Raw genomic sequence first — 15,596 nt, forward strand, 5'->3', positions numbered from 1 at the left:
TCGTTCAGTGGCGGTGCTGGCGCGTCACGCCGGCATCGAATTGCGTGACCACCTGTTGCCAGCCGGCTGCGATCAGCGCCTGGTCAGAGAGGTCGGAAGGAGCGGCCAGGTTGGCGCTGCGATTGAGCCAGACATCCGGCTCGGCACCGTGCACGCGCATCAGCAGCGACCCGGCGGTGCCCGGCGCCTGGCTCAGGCCCAGGTAGGACGATGGCTCCAGCACCTGCCAGCGATGGTCGCCGCGGCTGACTGAACTGGCGTCCTGGGCGAAGGGCGCGAAGCCTTCTTCGGCCAATTGCGCGGGCGTTGGCAGGGCGCTGTGTTCCTGCTGCAGCAACTGGATTTCATCCAGGGTCACCCGCAGGTCGGCGTAGATCCCTTGCTCGGCGGCGCTCAGGTCGCGGCGTGCGTCGAGTTGATGGCTGGGCACGGCCGCGACGGTCTGGGTTTCGCCGTGCAACGCGATCACCGAGCCCGCCACCGCGAGGATGATCAGGCACAGCAGCAGGACGTAGAGGGTTTCGTGGCCGGCCCCGGCGGGGCGGACAACCTGTGTGGTACTCATTGTGGCTGGATGTCCGCTTGGTCGATTTCCACCACGTGGCCAGGGCCCGCATCAAACAGCACGTAGAACTCCGCGGAGGGTTTCTTGAAGGTCAGGGTCGAATCCTGGCCGAGCTTGCCGGGCACCAGGATGGTTTCGTCGTAGCCAATCACGTCCAGGGTCACGCCGGGCGCGCCGCTGCCATCGGAGAAGCCGCCTTTGCACTGGATCTGCTCGCCGGGGATTTCCTTGCATTCGCACATCGGGTTGTGGGCCAGGGCCAGGTTACTGAAACCGGCGCACAGCAGCAGGACGCTGCAGGCGCGGGTCAGGCGCATCAAAGTCATGGTTTAACTCCTTGCTTGTTCAGCCAGGCAATGGTGGCAGGCGAGGCCTGGCTCAGCGGGATGGAACCCTGGTGCATGCTGCCGTCCCAGCCTTCCATGGTGATCCACACTTCGGCGTCTACCGGCGTGCGTTCCGGCACCGGCAGGGCGGCGCCCATGCGGTACGGCGTGCCAAAGAAGATCACCCCGGCAGCGCGCAGGCTGCGAGGTTTGCCGATACGCAGGTAAGTGGCCTTGACCTGCTCGGCACAGGTGTCGCACAGGGCGGCGTTGAAGAACTTCATCGGGCCTGCCGGGTCCGGGCTCGGGCCTTCATTGCGAAACTCGGCGAGGGTCAGGCTCCAGGGCCCGACCTGCACGTCTCCGGCTACGCGTTCGCCGATACCGCTGTCACCGCGGAACAACGCGGCGTCGGCAAAGTACTTGGGCATGAAACCCAGAGGGATCAGCAACAGCAGGACATTGATGTGAAAACGCCACTTCAGCCAAAAGGCCCGCAGGGGCGAAGGCGGTGCGGCAAGGACCTTGCTCATGGGCGGGCCTCCGAAGTTTCAGCCTGCATGGCCGCGATAGCAGCCGGCGCGCGTTGCGTCTTGGCTTCGCGCTTGAGGGCATTGAGGGTGGCCAGGGCGGTGCGTTTGGTCCAGATCAGCAGGCCGCTCAGGACCATCATGCTCATGATCAGGCCGAAGAACGCCCAGATCAGCTTGATCCACAGGCCACCGAAGTCGCCGGTGTGCAGCGGGCGCATGGACTCGGTGACGAACTCCAGCTTTGAACGGTCGGAAAGCAGGTGCGCGGCGGCGACCTCTCCGTCGTAGGGGTTGATCTGTGCGGTCTGGTACATCAGCGGGTACCAGCCGCGGCCACCAATCTGCAGGTGGCTGTAGGCGTTGAGCGGCAGGCTGACGAAACTCGCCTCCAGCCCCGGGATGCGCTGGGTGGCAATCTTGATTGCCTCGTCCACCGGAATCATCGGTGCCGGCACGCCGGGCTGCGACATGGGCACCTTTTCCCGGGCAATCACCGGGATCACAGGCTCCGTGGAGAACGAAATCTGGTTGTCCCCCAGGATCGCGCGGATCAGGAACCAGATGCCGGTGACGGCGATCACCAGGATGAACCAGATCGACCAGATCCCGCTCAGGCGGTGGAAGTCACCCCAGAAGATCCGCGCACCGTGGCGCACCCGCAGGGTCGGGCGCAGGAAGCCTTTCCAGAATTTCTTGTATACCACCAACCCGGTTACCAACGACGCCAGCAACGGAATGCCGAGCGCCGACACCAGGTACCAGCCCCAGCTGTAGCCATTGGTGAATGGCACCAGCCACCAGCCGTGCAGGGCGCGGGTAAAGGCCTGGAAGTTGAAGGACGGGCTGATGCCCTGGATCTTGCCGGTATACGGGTTGACGTAGACCTCCACCGAGCGCCCATCCGGGTAGCTGAGGTCGACGCTAAGGGCGAAATGCGATTCGTCGGGACGGCTGATCGACTGGACGAACACCTGGGGCTCGTCGCGCTTGATGGCGGCGATCACCTGATCATAACTCAGCGGTTCGGCATCGTCTGATGGCTTGCTGGCGCGGATGTCCGGGTTGGCCAGCCAGACGATCTCCTGGCTGACCACCGCCAGGGTGCCGGTGACGCAGACGATCAGTACAAAGAACCAGATGGGCAATGCCAGCCAGCTATGTACGAGAAACCAGAGTTTTGAGCGTGACTTCTTCGACATGTGAATGCGGGTCTTGATCGGAGGGGGGCGATGGAGGCCCGGGAAAGGCCGGTCGTAGCTTTTGCTGACGCGACGGGCTGTATCTAAGTTAAGACGGATGAGAATGAGAAATCCCTAACCGATAAATGAAAGTAAATGTTTCAGTGGCCTGTGGGCGAACACGTGATCACCCCGCAGCAGGGCTTTATCCTGCCTTGAGGTGGCAGCTGTGTTTTTCGAGGCCGGCGAACATGCAGGGACTCCTGATGCTGAGTGCCTGCATCCTGGAGTCACACGGGGCAAGGGTGAACGCGTGGGAGGGGGCAGGCCCCCTTCCACATTGTGATGGTGTTGCTTCTGGAGCCTCAGCCTTGCTGGAACATTTCCATGGCGCGTTGGCGGATCTGCGCTTCGGTCAGGTCTTCTTTGCGGGTGGCCACAAACCACACATGGCCGAAAGGATCTTTCAGCGTGCCGCAGCGGTCGCCGTAGAACTGATCCTTGGGTTCAGATATCACGGTGCCGCCGGCGGCGATGGCTTGTTTGTACTGCTTGTCGACGTCGTTCACATAGAGGTGGATGCCGACGCTGGTATGCCCATCGCGCGGGCTGCCAAAGGCACTTTCATCACAGGGCGAGCCCAGCATGATCGGCGAGCCACCGATGCGCAGTTCCGCATGGCCGACCTTGCCGTCGGGCATGTCCAGGCGCATGACCGCAATAGCATCGAAGGCTTTTTTGTAGAACTCGATCGCTTCGGCGGCTTTTTCGATGCCCAGGTATGGGGTAATTCTCTGAAAGCCCTCGGGGATAGGTTTGACGCTCATTTCGTTCTCCTTAGGTGGTGGTTTTGGAGGGACGGCCTTTTCACTATAGGTCACACCTTCGTGGCAACCACATTGACTGGCCCTTCACGTGGGCTCCAGCAACTGCGCCCCCGGCCCGCGCTCACCCAGTTGATCACCCTGATTACGCAACGGGCATGCCTCCAACGACAAACACCCACAGCCAATACAGCCGTTGAGCTTGTCGCGCAGCAGCAACAACTTGTTGATCCGTTCGTCGAGGTCTTCACGCCACAACGCGGATAGCCGCTCCCAATCCTTGGCCGTCGGTGCGCGCCCATCCGGCAAGGCATGCAGCGCTTCGCCAATGGTTGCCAGGGGAATCCCCAAACGCTGTGCGATCTTGATAACCACCACCCGTCGCAGCACATCCCGTGGATAACGCCTTTGGTTGCCCGCGTTACGATTGCTTTTGATCAGGCCCTTGGCCTCGTAGAAGTGCAGGGCCGTGACTGCCACGCCGCTGCGGGCGGCCAGTTGGCCAACGGTGAGTTCCTTGTTGAGCATGCATAAACTCCGAAACAGCGCTTGACCTCTAGTTAACTAGAGGTTTTACCCTGCGTGGCATCGAATCGCAAGATTCTGCCTACAGAGAAAGGGGAGTGTTCATGCAGGTATCAGAGAAGAATCGCGGTTTCACTCAACTGATCGAATTTCACATCGAACCCCGGCAGCAAGTCGCCCTGGTGGCGGCGTTGTCCATCCAAAGCGAACGCCTGGCCCAGGACCATGGCGGTTTTTTGAGTGCGAGCGTACAGGTCAGCGATGACGGGCGGCGGGTGCTCAATTGTCTGCAATGGCAGTCCCGCGAGGATGGCGAGGCGGCGTTCCAGCGCTTTGAGCACGGCGAGGATGATTTCTGGACGCTGATTCGCGCCCACCAGGCCACGGCCGTGACCTTTGGTTCGTTCCAGGTGCTGCGCAGTTTCGAGCGCAGTCATGACGATGCGTTGCACTGCCGCCTAAATGGATAAGTGCAACATCCGTTCGCCTTGCACGTTTTCCCCCGGGCGACGTTTGTTCACCGCCAGCTCGCCGATCTTGATCAGGCGTGTACGTGTGACGTTGCGGCTCAGGCCCAGCAGGTTGGCGGTGTGCACCTGGTTGTAGTGGCTGAAGCGATAGGCGGCACGCAACAGGGCATCCTCGACCTTTTCGTGCAGGGCACCGGCCTGTTCTTCGAAGAGTTTCTGGAAGGCTCGCTCCAGTAGCGCTTCGGCGCTGTTGTCGGTGGTGTGCTGGCTGTCGTCCTGGCGCTCGATGCGCAGGTTCGACAGGCGCAGGTCGTCGCGTTCGATCACGCCGTTGCGGCAGATCAGCAAGGTGTGGTGAATCACGTTTTCCAGCTCGCGGATATTGCCCGGCCAGCTGTAGCTTTTAAGCTTGTGTTCGGCCTCGCGGCTGATCGTGATCGGCCCGTAGCCCAGGCGCTGGCTGTAGGCTTCGATGAAATGCCGGGTCAACGGCAAGATGTCGCCGGGGCGTTCGCGCAGTGGGCTGAGTTCCAGGCTGACCACGTCGAGGCGGTAGTAGAGGTCTTCGCGGAAATGCCCGGCGTTGATGGCCTTTTCCAGTTGCACGTTGGTCGCCGCCAATACACGCACATCTATCGCAATGCTCTTGCGCGAACCCAGGCGTACGACTTCGCGCTCCTGTAGGACGCGCAGCAACTTGACCTGGATCGCCATCGGCAAATCGCCGATCTCGTCGAGGAACAAGGTGCCGCCGTCGGCCTCCTCGAACCAGCCGGCCTTGGCACTGAGGGCGCCGGTGAAGGCGCCTTTTTCATGGCCGAACAGTTCGGCTTCCACCAGGGATTCGGAGAACGCCCCGCAGTTCACCGCCACGAATGGCCGGTTGCGCCGCGCGCTGAGGTTGTGGATATGCCGTGCCACCAGCTCTTTACCGGTGCCGGTCTCGCCGATGATCAACACGCTGGCTTCGCTGGGCGCCACTTGCTGGATGTGGTCGAGCAGCGCCTGGGATTTGGGGTCTTCGAAGACCTGGGCAGTGGCGCGGATCGAGGTCGCAAGGGCGGGCGAGGGCGGTAAGGTTAAAAGCTGCATGGGCACCTCTTCTTAGGAGTAGAACGTCGGAGTCGGCAGGGATTGGTTCAACGCCCAGTCCCCCAGTTCATGGAGTTTGTAGTCCACTGGATCGTGCAGGGTTTGGGTGCGCAGGTTGCGCCAGTGGCGGTCCAGGCGCAGCGACGCGTGGGTGGAGCGTGCACCTGTGACTTCAAACAGCCGGCTGCACAACTCCAGGCCCTGGCGGGTGGCGGCGACCTTGGCGGTGGCGATGGCAATCGCCAGTTGGCCACGTTCGTGTTCACTGAGGTTGGGGCCTTTGGCCCAGGCTTGGTCGAGCAAATCGGCGGCACGTTCCACTAATAGGCGCACGCCTTCCAAGGCCACCCAGAACTCGCCGTAGTGATGCAGCACGTACGGGTCGTTGCGCACCTCGGCGGCGGCGGATTTATGCCAGGCACGGGTTTCGGTGAGGGTGTAGTTGCGCGCTTCTTCGAAGGCGCCTTCGGCAATTCCGAGAAACATGTGTGTGAAGGTCAACTGCGCGATCAGTGGGCGCAGGCAGGCGAAGGGCGTGCTCAGCGGGCCGGGATCGAGCAGCAGTTCCGACTCTTCGACGCGGACCCGCTCGAAGCTGGCGCTGCCGCTGTCGGTCTGGCGCTGGCCGATGTTGTTCCAGTCGTTGTGCAGGGTGATGCCGCTGCGCCCGCTCGGGATGGCGGCGATCAGCAGTTTGCCGCCGGCGTTTTCATCCACCGCCGAGGCGATGAGCATTTCCGAATCGCTGGCGCCGGAGCAAAAGCTTTTCTTGCCGGAGAACTCACGCCAGCCACCGAAGTCCTTGACCAGCGTGCGAGTGTCCAGCGGGTTGAGGGCGTTGCCCCAGAACCAGTTTTTGCGCGCGGTCTGTTCGAACCACGGTTGCCATTGGTCCGGGCGCGAAAACAGGCGCACGGTGGCGAGCATCAGGTGGTGGAAGCCGAAGACGTGGGCGATGGAACTGTCGACCTTGGCGAATTCACGCACGACGCCCAGGGTGTCGCTCCAACGTGCGCCGAGGCCGCCGTATTGGGTGGGAATACTCAGGGCCAGCAGGCCGCTGTGGCGCAGCGCGTCACGTTCGGCCTTGGGCGTGCCGCCGCGCTCGTCGCGTTCGACGGCGCTGAGGGCGAATTCGGCGGCCAGCAGTTTGGCGGTCTGCAAGGGGGAAGGCAGGACGCTGTGGGGGTTGGCTGTCACGCGGGTTTCCTCAATATCGATTTGGTAATGAAGGCCAAATGAGGGAGCGGGCTTTTGTGGGCGCTGGCTTGCCTGCGATAGCATTACCTCGGGCTAACTGACATACCGAGGTGTCTGCATCGCGGGCAAGCCCGCTCCCACATAAAGCCGCTCTCACTGCCCTCAAGCCTTTTTCGTGGGCAGTACATCGTTGGCAATCATTTCGCCGAATGGACCAGTGAGGTTGGTGATACCGCGCCCGGCGAGGCTGGTGTATGGCTCCGGCAACAGCGGGAACACCAGTTCGGCAAAGCGATATGCCTCTTCCAGATGCGGATAGCCGGAGAAGATGAAGCTCTCGATGCCCAGGTCGGCGTACTCCTTGATGCGTGCCGCGACCTGATGCGGGTTGCCCACCAGCGCCGTGCCGGCACCGCCGCGCACCAGGCCGACACCGGCCCACAGGTTGGGGGCTATTTCCAGGTTGTCGCGGCGCCCGTCGTGCAGGGCGGCCATGCGACGCTGGCCCTCGGAATCAAAGCGCGAGAAGGATTTTTGCGCAGCGGCGATGGTTTCATCGCTGATGTGCTCGATCAGTTTGTCGGCGGCTTTCCAGGCGTCTTCTTCGGTTTCGCGCACGATCACGTGCAAGCGAATGCCGAACTTGACGATGCGGCCGTGACGGGCGGCGCGCTCACGCACATCCGCGAGTTTCTCCGCGACGGCAGCGGGCGGCTCGCCCCAGGTCAGGTACACGTCGACCTGCTCGGCGGCGAGGTCGTGGGCCGCGTCGGAGGACCCACCGAAATACAGCGGTGGGTAGGGCTTCTGCACGGGTGGGTAAAGGGCCTTGGCGTTCTGCACGCGCAGGTGTTTACCTTCGAAATCCACCGATTCGCCCTGCAACACGCGACGCCAGATCTTGAGGAACTCGTCGGAGACTTCGTAGCGTTCGCTGTGGTCGAGGAAACTGCCGTCGCCGCGGTTCTCGTCGGGGTCGCCGCCGGTGACCACGTTGATCAGCAGGCGGCCGTTGGACAGGCGATCCAGGGTTGCGGCCATGCGCGCTGAAACGGTCGGAGAAATAATCCCGGGGCGGATCGCTACCAGATAGCGCAGGCGCTCGGTCAACGGCACCAACGCGGAAGCGATGACCCAGGAGTCTTCGCACGAGCGCCCGGTAGGAATCAGCACGCCGTGGTAACCCAGGCTGTCAGCCGCTTGCGCGACTTGCTTCAGATAATTGAGGGTGACTGGCCGTGCACCTTGGGTAGTGCCCAGGTAATGACCGTCGCCGTGAGTCGGCAGAAACCAGAAAACATCCATGGCGAATCCTTAAGCGATTTTCAGCAGGGAGGGGGAGTGCGCTGCAAACAACGGTGCAGCGCGTTCTGCCGCAAGACGGATACGGCCCTTCAAGGGCTCACTGGTTATTTGGTAGTCGGTGAAGTCGGCTTCGGTGGCGTACACACCAATCGGCAAGGTCAATGCCTGGAAGAAGCTGAACAGCGGACGCAACTGGTGATCGAGGACCAATGCGTGGCGTTCGCTGCCGCCGGTGGCGGCCAGCAGCACCGGGGTGTTGATCAGCGCGTTGAGGCCGACCAGGTCGAAGAGGTGTTTGAGCAGGCCCGGGTAGGAGCCGCGATACACCGGCGCAGCGACGATCAGCAGGTCGGCCTGTTCGATGGCCAACAGTTGGCTTTCGACCTCGGCCGGCAATTCGTCGCGGGACAGCGCACCGCCCAATGGCCGGGCAATGTCGCCCAACTCGATCAAGGTGGTCTGGATGGGCAGCAGGGTGGCGAGTTCCGCCAGCACGGCCTGGGTCAATACGAGGGTACGGGACGGGCGCCAGGTTCCGCCGGAGAGGGCAACGACATTCAGGGGACGGGTCATGAACAGTTCCTTTTTCAACAGTGGTTCACAGCAGGTGTGCAGCGTGTTGAGCAAGAGCTGTACCAAAGGCTGCGGGCCTTGAGTGGCGCGGGCTGTGGGCTCAGTGCTGGAAACTCCTGGTGTTGTCGGCCTGCTGATTTGTTGAATGGCTGTTGCCTGGGCAACAGTTGCGTGGCGAACAGTGCCCGTTGAGTGTGTTGCCATTTATAGAGGGTTATGGTTATTCCGTAAATGAACGTATTTCCATATTTATAGACCAATAAAGAATATAAAAGGCGTAGCTATCGAAGGTGCCTCGGCGGCTGATAGCGACTATCACGGCAGGTGATTTTTCCCTGCCCAGGGGCGGGAGTAGCCTGTGTTCATTGACTCGAAACCCACTTCGCAGAGCCGCCACCATGAACCGATTGCTTGCTGTTGCCTTATTGCTTGTCACTTCCGTCGTCGCCGGGTGTGCGACTCATCCTGCGCCTGAGTTGCGTCCCTATTCGGTGGAAGAAAGCAGGCAGTTGGCCCTTGAAGCACTGAGCCGTCGCGGCTTGTCGTTTGATGAATATCAACAGCAGCGCGCGGCACTGTTGGGGCAGCCACAAAAGTCCTACAGCTTCGATCGCCAGGGTGAAATGAACGCCGAGCGAAGCGTGACCCTGCATGGTCGTCCCAGTTGAGTGGGGTATTGGCAGCGAAGAACCCGAGCTTTCCCTTAAGGAACCTCGGGTTTTTGTTTTCCATGGGGCGACTTCAGCCTGTTAAGCTGAATTTCAGGAGCGTTCCTACGCACATTTGCCTAAAGTGGTCCTTTTTTAATGGCATTCGATCGGTTAAACCTGACGACCTCTGTCCCGGTCGATGCCCCTGAGACGCTGCTCTCGGGAACCTGCTCTGCGAGTCTTTAACGTCATGAATAAACGTCCGTTGTATTTCGACTACGCCGCCACCACGCCGGTGGATGAGCGGGTCATCCAGGTCATGGTTGAGTGCCTGGGTTTCAACGCCAATTTCGGCAACCCTGCGTCCAGTTCCCATGCGTTCGGTCAAGCCGCCCGGCAAACGGTCGAGCAGGCACGTCGCCAGGTCGCCGAACTGGTCGGTGCCGCGCCTGAGCAAATCGTCTGGACTTCCGGCGCGACGGAATCGAACAACCTCGCGATCAAGGGCGTGGCCCAGGCACGGGGCGTGGCGGGCGGGCATATCATCACCAGCCAGATCGAGCACAAGGCCACCCTGGATACCGCGCGGCAACTGCAGGAAGCCGGCGTGGCCGTGACCTATCTGGTGCCGGACGCCGATGGGCTGATCAGCGCCGACGCGGTCAGCGAAGCGTTGCGTGAAGACACCTTCCTGGTATCGCTGATGCTGGTGAACAACGAACTGGGCACGCTCAACGACATTCCGGGCATTGGCGCGCGGGTGCGTGAACACGGTGCGTTGTTGCACGTGGATGCGGCGCAGGGCGCGGGCAAGGTGGCGATTGACCTGGGTGAGTGGCCGGTGGACTTGATGTCGTTTTCCGCGCACAAACTGTATGGCCCCAAGGGCATCGGCGCGTTGTATGTGGGGCCGCGGGCGCAGCAGAAGGTGTTGGCGCAGATTCACGGCGGCGGCCACGAAGGCGGCTTGCGCTCCGGCACCCTGGCGACCCATCAGATTGCTGGCATGGGCATGGCATTCGCGCTGGCAGCGGCGTCTTTTGTCGAAGAGAAGGCTGTGATCGTGGCGTTGCGCCAACGTCTGCTGGAGCAGTTGGAGTCGGTGGGCGGTGTGCGCCTCAATGGCAGCGCCACCCAGCGTATTCCCCACACCCTCAGCCTCACATTTGGCGAAGGTGAATTCAACGCTGCGGCCTTGAGCGCGGGCATGGCGTTTTCTGCGACCTCGGCCTGTAATTCGGCAAGCAATGCACCGTCCCACGTACTTCTGGCGCTGGGGCATGATGCGCGCAGCGCCGGGCGTACCATTCGCTTGAGCCTGGGACGGTTTACCACCGAGCAGGATATTGATCAGGCCGTGCAGTTGATCAAGGCGGCACTCACCAGTGCACCGGCGTTCTGGGCGGTCTGAGCCATTTTTCGCAACACATAATAATTATTCGTGGTTAGCAGGAGACACAATGAGTACGCAGCCCTTGACCCATGGAACGGTTCCCCAGCGCCTGGCGCAGACCCGCGAACTGATGCGCCGCGAGGGCATCCACGCCCTGCTGGTGCCGTCGGCCGACCCGCACCTGTCCGAGTACTTGCCAGGTTATTGGCAGGGACGGCAATGGTTGTCGGGGTTCCATGGTTCGGTGGGGACCTTGATTGTCACTGCGGATTTCGCCGGTGTGTGGGCCGATAGCCGCTACTGGGAACAGGCAACCAAGGAACTCAAGGGCAGCGGTATCGAGTTGGTGAAACTGCAGCCGGGCCAACCAGGGCCGCTGGAGTGGTTGGCCGAGCAAACTCCGGAAGGTGCGGTAGTGGCGGTTGATGGTGCGGTAATGGCCGTGGCTTCGGCGCGGACCCTGGGTGGAAAACTGGCAGAACGCGGCGCACGCCTGCGCACCGACATCGACCTGCTGAATGACGTCTGGCAAGATCGCCCGCCGCTGCCGGACCAACCGATCTATCAGCACTTGCCGCCGCAAGCCACCGTCAGCCGTGGCGAAAAGCTCACGGCGCTGCGTGCCAGTCTGAAAGAGAAGGGTGCTGAGTGGCACTTCATCGCCACCCTGGATGACATCGCGTGGCTGTTCAACCTGCGTGGCGCGGATGTTTCGTTTAACCCGGTGTTTGTGTCCTTTGCGTTGATCAATCAACAACAGGCCACTTTGTTTGTGGCGCTGAGTAAGGTCGACACTGCGTTGCGCGCGGTGTTGGAGCAGGACGGCGTAACCCTGCGCGACTACAGCGAAGTGGCGGATGCGCTGCGTGCGGTGCCATCGGGTGCCACTTTGCAGGTTGATCCTGCGCGCGTGACGGCCGGGCTGTTGGAGAACCTCGATGCCGGCGTCAAGCTGGTGGAAGGCATTAACCCGACCACACTGGCCAAGTCCCGCAAGAGCCTGGCGGATGCGCAACATATCCGCCAGGCGATGGAGCAGGATGGGGCCGCGCTGTGTGAGTTCTTTGCCTGGTTGGACAGTGCGCTGGGGCGCGAGCGCATCACCGAGCTGACCATCGACGAACACCTCACCGCTGCGCGTACACGTCGTCCTGGGTATGTGTCGCTGAGCTTCAATACCATCGCTGCATTCAACGCCAATGGCGCGATGCCGCATTACCACGCAACCGAGGAAGAGCACGCGCTGATCGAAGGCGACGGTTTGTTGCTCATCGATTCGGGCGGCCAGTACCTGGGCGGTACAACCGACATCACGCGGATGGTGCCGATCGGTTCGCCGAGCGAGGAGCAGAAGCGTGACTGCACTCGTGTGCTCAAGGGCGTGATCGCCTTGTCTCGCGCTCATTTCCCCAAGGGCATCCTGTCGCCGCTGCTGGATGCCATCGCACGTGCGCCGATCTGGGCTGAAGGCGTGGACTACGGCCATGGTACGGGGCACGGTGTAGGTTATTTCCTCAACGTGCATGAAGGCCCGCAGGTGATCGCCTATCAGGCGGCCGCTGCGCCGCAAACGGCGATGCAGGCGGGCATGATCACCTCCATCGAGCCGGGCACTTACCGTCCGGGACGTTGGGGCGTGCGTATCGAGAACCTGGTGTTGAACCGGGAAGCGGGCAAGACCGAGTTCGGCGAGTTCCTCAAGTTTGAAACCCTGACCCTGTGCCCGATCGACACCCGTTGCCTGGAGCCGTCGCTGCTGACGGCGGATGAGCGTGAGTGGTTCAACGCCTACCACGCCGAAGTGCGCGGGCGCCTCAGCCCCTTGCTCAGTGGCGCCGCGCTGGAGTGGTTGCAGGTGCGTACGGCGGCTATTTGATCAGGGCTTCGCGCACAAACTCCAGACGGTCCTGACCGAAGAACAGCTGGTTGCCTACAAAGAAGCTGGGCGCACCGAACACGCCGCGTTGAACGGCTTGTTCGGTTTTGTCCTTGAGGGCGGTTTTTACGTCGTCATCGTTGGTCAGGGCCAGTACCTGCTCTGGATCAAATCCATGCCCGGCAAGGACACTGGCCACGACGGCTGGATCGCCCAGGTGCAGACCTTCGACCCAGAGGGCACGGAACAGGCAATCGACAAAATCGTCGAAGCGCTCGGGTTGGCGCATCTGCATGCCGGTGACGGCACGCATCAGCACCAGGGTGTTGATCGGGAAGTGCGGGTTGAACTTGAGCGTTACGCCATAGCGTTGGGCGTATCGCGCCAGGTCATCCAGCATGTAGCGACCTTTGGCGGGGACCATAATTGGCGATGCGTTGCCGGTGGCCTTGAATACGCCACCCAACAGCATGGGCTGGTACACCAGTTGCGCCGCGGTTTCAGCGCACAGTGCCGGTAGTTGGGTATAGGCGAGATAGGTGGCCGGGCTGCCGAGGTCGAAAAAGAACTCCAGGGTTTTGCTCATGGTCGATGCTCGCTGCTTATGGTTATGGGGCGTGCTTACCAAGGTTCATTCCAGGGGCGCAGGTCCAGCTCGAAGGTCCAGGCGTCTCTGGGTTGGCTATGCAGGTACCAATAGTTTTCGGCAATGTGTTCGGGGTTGAGGATGCCGTCCTGGTCCTTGAGCGCATACTTTTGCGGAAAGTTGTCGCGAATGAAGTCGGTATCGATGGCGCCATCGACCACCACGTGGGCGACGTGGATATTTCTCGGGCCCAGTTCTCGCGCCATGCTTTGTGCCAGAGCGCGGATCCCGTGCTTGGCCCCGGCGAACGCGGCGAAACCTGCTGCGCCGCGTAAACCAGCGGTAGCGCCGGTGAACAGGATAGTGCCTCGGTTACGGGTGACCATGCGTTTGGCGACTTCACGGGCATTCAAGAAGCCTGAGAAACAGGCCATTTCCCAGATCTTGAAATACTTGCGCGCCGTTTCGTCCAGGATGCTGCAGGGCACGTTGGCGCCGATATTGAAGACGAACGCTTCAATGGGGCCGAGCTCGGTTTCGATTTTCTCGATCAGCGCGATCACGTCTTCTTCTTTACGTGCGTCGCAGGCAAAGCCATGGGCTTCGCCGCCCGCCGAGTGAATGCTGTCGACCAGAGGTTGTAATTTGTCGGCGCTGCGACGGGTGACACAGGCCACATACCCTTCATGGGCGAAGCGTCTGGCGATGGCGCCGCCGGTGGCATCACCGGCGCCCACTACCAATACGATTTTCTTGTTGTGTGTCATGGGAACTCCGTTGGCTCGATTGTCGAGCAGGAGTCTAGACGCAACACCGCGAGGGGCTGGGTTTGTATCAGGAATTTAAGATGAGCAGTCGGAGGCTGACTGCTCGGTCGTTTACTTGCAGATGACGATCATGCTGCGGCTGGTGTAGCCGGCGGGGTTGAGGCCGAAGGGGTAGTCCCCTGGCTCTTCGGAGTTGTCACCCGACTTGGCGATAACCCGGTAGCCTTTGGCGCCGCAGGAGTTGGTTGCACTGGTGTAGCACTGCTCCCAGGAGGACGACAGGCCGGAACAGTTGATATGCAGCCCTTTTTTGCCCCGTTTTACTTCTGTCTTGGTGGTCGCGGCACAGCCGGCAATCGCCACGATCATCAACAGCATCAAAATTCGCTTCATTCCCATCCTTAATAGCCGCTTCGCAATACTTGAAGCTGGCTCTACTCGCTCTCGAGTGTAGCGTTCGCGCTGTCCTTGTCGAAAGTCTCCATGAATGACATTCGTTTGCGGCTTTAACATGGCCTAAATAAGCGGCAAATACCAGAGCTACATTTCGATATGACTCAATCGGCAGGAACCAGCGGTTTGGAGCCGCTGCCCATCGTCAGCGTCGCCCCGACAGACGCCAGGATGATGCAGGTAATGGCCAGCCATTGCGCGAGGGAGAGGTGTTCTTGTAGGAAGAGCAGGCCTGAGAGTGCGCCGAATGCCGGTTCGATACTCATGAGCGTGCCAAAGGTGCGGGCGGGGAGGCGTGTCAGCGCGACCATCTCCAGTGTGTAGGGCAGGGCGGTGGACAGGATGGCGACGCCGATAGCGATCGGGATCAGTGCAGGGGTCAGCAATGCGGCGCCAGCGTGGACGATTCCGATTGGCGCAATGAACAACGCGGCAATCATCACGCCGAGGGCAGCTGTTTGGACGCCGTTGTCGTTACCTGCTTTCTGGCCGAACAGAATATAGAGTGCCCAGCAGACGCCTGCGCCGAGTGCGTAGGCGGCGCCGACCAGGTCGATGCCGTGGCTGGTTTCTCCTGTGGGGATCAACAACAGCAGGCCAATGATGGCAAGGCCGATCCAGAGGAAATCCACCGCGCGCCGTGAGGCATATATCGCTACCGCGAGAGGGCCGGTAAATTCGAGCGCTACCGCAATGCCCAGGGGCACGCTGCGCAAGGACATATAGAAGAGGAAGTTCATGCCTCCCAATGCCAGGCCGTAGACGACGACGGTACGCAAGGATTTGGCTGTCAACTTGGCGCGCCAGGGGCGTAATAGAAGCAGCATGATCACGCTGGCAAAAATCAGGCGCAGGGCGGTGGTGCCTTGTGCGCCAACGATAGGGAACATGCTTTTGGCGAGCGAAGCGCCGGTCTGCACGGAAGCCATGGCGATCAACAGCAGGCCGACAGGGAATAATGTCGAGGCCAGGCTGCGAGAAGAGGTGGTCATTGAGAGGGGGTGTCCGAGATCATTTTAAGAGTGGCGTAGGGCGCTATGATGCTCAACTGTTTAGCGTTGAGCAATATATTGCTCAGTCATTGGCGTTGTCCTTTCTATATAGAGTGGTTTTGGCGGTTTTCAGGCTAATTGATAGTAAAAACAAATTAACAGTTGACGGCAGATTCTGGATGTCTATAATTCGCCCCACTTCCGGCGCAGTCGAAACGGAAAACTCCTTGTTAAACAATGAGTTACGCAGTTTTCGGCAGCAGGTTGCTTCAGTTCATCGAAGCGCTG

At 61.0% G+C, this 15,596-nt stretch carries 18 protein-coding genes; 4 read left to right on the top strand and 14 right to left on the bottom strand.

What is annotated here, in order from left to right; translation table 11 throughout:
- Positions 1 to 4: 4 nt before the first annotated feature.
- The 6 genes from IB241_RS26955 to soxR all read right to left on the bottom strand — a co-directional run bounded on the left by IB241_RS26955 (position 5) and on the right by soxR (position 3,954).
- Positions 5 to 565: a DUF6162 family protein gene (locus tag IB241_RS26955; protein ID WP_192301222.1), complete on the bottom strand. Its 561-nt coding sequence runs from the start codon at positions 563 to 565 to the stop codon at positions 5 to 7.
- Positions 562 to 891, bottom strand: coding sequence for a hypothetical protein (locus tag IB241_RS26960; RefSeq protein WP_192301223.1), 330 nt, complete (start codon positions 889 to 891; stop codon positions 562 to 564). Before IB241_RS26960 ends, IB241_RS26955 begins: the two co-directional genes overlap by 4 nt.
- Complete coding sequence (locus IB241_RS26965; RefSeq protein ID WP_192301224.1) at positions 888 to 1,424, bottom strand: thiamine pyrophosphate-binding protein; 537 nt, start codon at positions 1,422 to 1,424, stop codon at positions 888 to 890. The genes IB241_RS26960 and IB241_RS26965 overlap by 4 nt, the downstream gene beginning before the upstream one ends.
- On the bottom strand, positions 1,421 to 2,623 hold the full coding sequence (locus IB241_RS26970; RefSeq protein ID WP_192301225.1) for a PepSY-associated TM helix domain-containing protein: 1,203 nt from the start codon (positions 2,621 to 2,623) through the stop codon (positions 1,421 to 1,423). Before IB241_RS26970 ends, IB241_RS26965 begins: the two co-directional genes overlap by 4 nt.
- A gap of 344 nt (positions 2,624 to 2,967) precedes the next feature.
- Entirely contained in the window at positions 2,968 to 3,429 is a 462-nt protein-coding gene (locus IB241_RS26975) for a VOC family protein (protein ID WP_192301226.1), read from the bottom strand.
- Positions 3,430 to 3,513: 84 nt separating this feature from the next.
- Positions 3,514 to 3,954 carry a redox-sensitive transcriptional activator SoxR gene (gene soxR / locus IB241_RS26980; RefSeq protein ID WP_192301227.1) on the bottom strand — a complete coding sequence of 147 codons (441 nt, stop codon included), beginning with the start codon at positions 3,952 to 3,954 and terminating at the stop codon, positions 3,514 to 3,516.
- 101 nt (positions 3,955 to 4,055) lie between these two features.
- Here soxR and IB241_RS26985 point away from each other — a divergent pair, with 101 nt between their 5' ends.
- Positions 4,056 to 4,421 carry an antibiotic biosynthesis monooxygenase gene (locus tag IB241_RS26985; protein WP_192301228.1) on the top strand — a complete coding sequence of 122 codons (366 nt, stop codon included), beginning with the start codon at positions 4,056 to 4,058 and terminating at the stop codon, positions 4,419 to 4,421.
- On the opposite strand, the gene IB241_RS26990 is transcribed toward IB241_RS26985, so the two are convergent.
- The 4 genes from IB241_RS26990 to msuE form a co-directional block, all read right to left on the bottom strand.
- Entirely contained in the window at positions 4,410 to 5,513 is a 1,104-nt protein-coding gene (locus IB241_RS26990; protein WP_192301229.1) for a sigma-54 interaction domain-containing protein, read from the bottom strand. The two genes, IB241_RS26985 and IB241_RS26990, sit on opposite strands and share 12 nt — an antisense overlap.
- A 12-nt stretch (positions 5,514 to 5,525) precedes the next feature.
- Positions 5,526 to 6,713, bottom strand: a complete 1,188-nt coding sequence (locus tag IB241_RS26995; protein ID WP_192301230.1) for an acyl-CoA dehydrogenase family protein — start codon at positions 6,711 to 6,713, stop codon at positions 5,526 to 5,528.
- Between the two features lie 162 nt (positions 6,714 to 6,875).
- On the bottom strand, positions 6,876 to 8,018 hold the full coding sequence (ssuD, locus tag IB241_RS27000; protein WP_192301231.1) for an FMNH2-dependent alkanesulfonate monooxygenase: 1,143 nt from the start codon (positions 8,016 to 8,018) through the stop codon (positions 6,876 to 6,878).
- 9 nt (positions 8,019 to 8,027) lie between these two features.
- The gene (msuE, locus tag IB241_RS27005; RefSeq protein WP_192301232.1) at positions 8,028 to 8,591 is read right to left on the bottom strand and encodes an FMN reductase; all 564 of its coding nucleotides are present in this window, start codon (positions 8,589 to 8,591) and stop codon (positions 8,028 to 8,030) included.
- 398 nt (positions 8,592 to 8,989) lie between these two features.
- Between msuE and IB241_RS27010 the strand changes: the two genes are divergently transcribed.
- The 3 genes from IB241_RS27010 to IB241_RS27020 all read left to right on the top strand — a co-directional run bounded on the left by IB241_RS27010 (position 8,990) and on the right by IB241_RS27020 (position 12,510).
- The gene (locus tag IB241_RS27010; protein WP_192301233.1) at positions 8,990 to 9,259 is read left to right on the top strand and encodes a hypothetical protein; all 270 of its coding nucleotides are present in this window, start codon (positions 8,990 to 8,992) and stop codon (positions 9,257 to 9,259) included.
- A gap of 232 nt (positions 9,260 to 9,491) precedes the next feature.
- Complete coding sequence (locus tag IB241_RS27015) at positions 9,492 to 10,652, top strand: cysteine desulfurase family protein (protein WP_192301234.1); 1,161 nt, start codon at positions 9,492 to 9,494, stop codon at positions 10,650 to 10,652.
- A gap of 49 nt (positions 10,653 to 10,701) precedes the next feature.
- Positions 10,702 to 12,510, top strand: a complete 1,809-nt coding sequence (locus tag IB241_RS27020; RefSeq protein WP_192301235.1) for an aminopeptidase P family protein — start codon at positions 10,702 to 10,704, stop codon at positions 12,508 to 12,510.
- On the opposite strand, the gene IB241_RS27025 is transcribed toward IB241_RS27020, so the two are convergent.
- The 4 genes from IB241_RS27025 to rhtA form a co-directional block, all read right to left on the bottom strand.
- Positions 12,503 to 13,096 (bottom strand): 2-hydroxychromene-2-carboxylate isomerase, encoded by a 594-nt coding sequence (locus tag IB241_RS27025; RefSeq protein WP_192301236.1) that lies wholly within the window; start codon positions 13,094 to 13,096, stop codon positions 12,503 to 12,505. The genes IB241_RS27020 and IB241_RS27025 overlap by 8 nt on opposite strands.
- Positions 13,097 to 13,131: 35 nt before the next feature.
- Complete coding sequence (locus IB241_RS27030; protein WP_192301237.1) at positions 13,132 to 13,863, bottom strand: SDR family oxidoreductase; 732 nt, start codon at positions 13,861 to 13,863, stop codon at positions 13,132 to 13,134.
- Positions 13,864 to 13,974: 111 nt separating this feature from the next.
- Positions 13,975 to 14,256, bottom strand: coding sequence for a hypothetical protein (locus IB241_RS27035; RefSeq protein ID WP_192301238.1), 282 nt, complete (start codon positions 14,254 to 14,256; stop codon positions 13,975 to 13,977).
- 164 nt (positions 14,257 to 14,420) lie between these two features.
- On the bottom strand, positions 14,421 to 15,308 hold the full coding sequence (gene rhtA, locus IB241_RS27040) for a threonine/homoserine exporter RhtA (protein ID WP_192301239.1): 888 nt from the start codon (positions 15,306 to 15,308) through the stop codon (positions 14,421 to 14,423).
- Between the last annotated feature and the right edge of the window lie 288 nt (positions 15,309 to 15,596).

The organism is Pseudomonas sp. PDM05 (genome assembly GCF_014851685.1).
Classification (GTDB): domain Bacteria; phylum Pseudomonadota; class Gammaproteobacteria; order Pseudomonadales; family Pseudomonadaceae; genus Aquipseudomonas.